This window comes from Caldicellulosiruptor sp. F32 (assembly GCF_000404025.1).
GTDB lineage: Bacteria > Bacillota > Thermoanaerobacteria > Caldicellulosiruptorales > Caldicellulosiruptoraceae > Caldicellulosiruptor > Caldicellulosiruptor saccharolyticus.
In genome coordinates this window covers 1-771 of the sequence record NZ_APGP01000103.1, presented here as the reverse complement: position 1 = coordinate 771, position 771 = coordinate 1, and the positions used below count along the sequence as shown (strand labels likewise).

General features: G+C 25.6%; 1 pseudogene. It reads left to right on the top strand.

What is annotated here, in order from left to right:
* A pseudogene (locus H964_RS12545) lies at positions 1-771 on the top strand (helix-turn-helix domain-containing protein); the annotation flags it as partial.

Sequence of the window (771 nt, the reverse complement as noted above, 5' to 3'; positions counted from 1 at the left end):
AGAAAACAAATTATACAGCCAGGATTCAATAATTTTAATTTATGATAGGTGTGAGAAAAAAATATTAATTTCAAATAAATCAGATATTAACAATATGAGAAATGACATTATAAAAAGTCTTAGCAAAACTCAAAAATATGTTGCTAACCTGTGTGATGTAGTAGCAATCAAAGGTAAAAAGTACATATTTTTACGGTTAACTTCAAATGTATCTGATTGGGATTATATTTATCTTGTACCATATAACAGCTTAAGAAGTGAAATATACATTTCAAGAACTGTGTATACATTGTACCTAATGGGATTTACAATTTTCATGGTTATTATAAGTTTATATGCTATTTATATCAAATTATATAAAATAAAGACATATAAAATAACTCAGGAATTAAAGATAGTAAGCAAGGAGAATGAAAATAAAATACTTCCGTTTGGGAGGTTAAACAAGTTAAAGGAAAAAGAACGCAAGTTAATACACTCTAAAATTTCAAATTTTAAAATAATCAGTCAACAAGAATTATTAAACGATATGATAATAGAAAAACTTATTTATGGTTGGTCTTATAGCAAAGGGGCAATAGAAGAAAAAATCCAAAGTATAGGCTTAAAAATTGGAGGTAAAAAATTTTTAGTTGCCATGATCAAAATGCTATCTCTTACCAAACAAGTTAGAACAAGAGATATAATAAAAAATGAGTTAGAAAGTATTAGGATTGACTCAAAAATTAACTTGGTATTTTATTATGTTTACCAACTTGCAAATAGTGATCT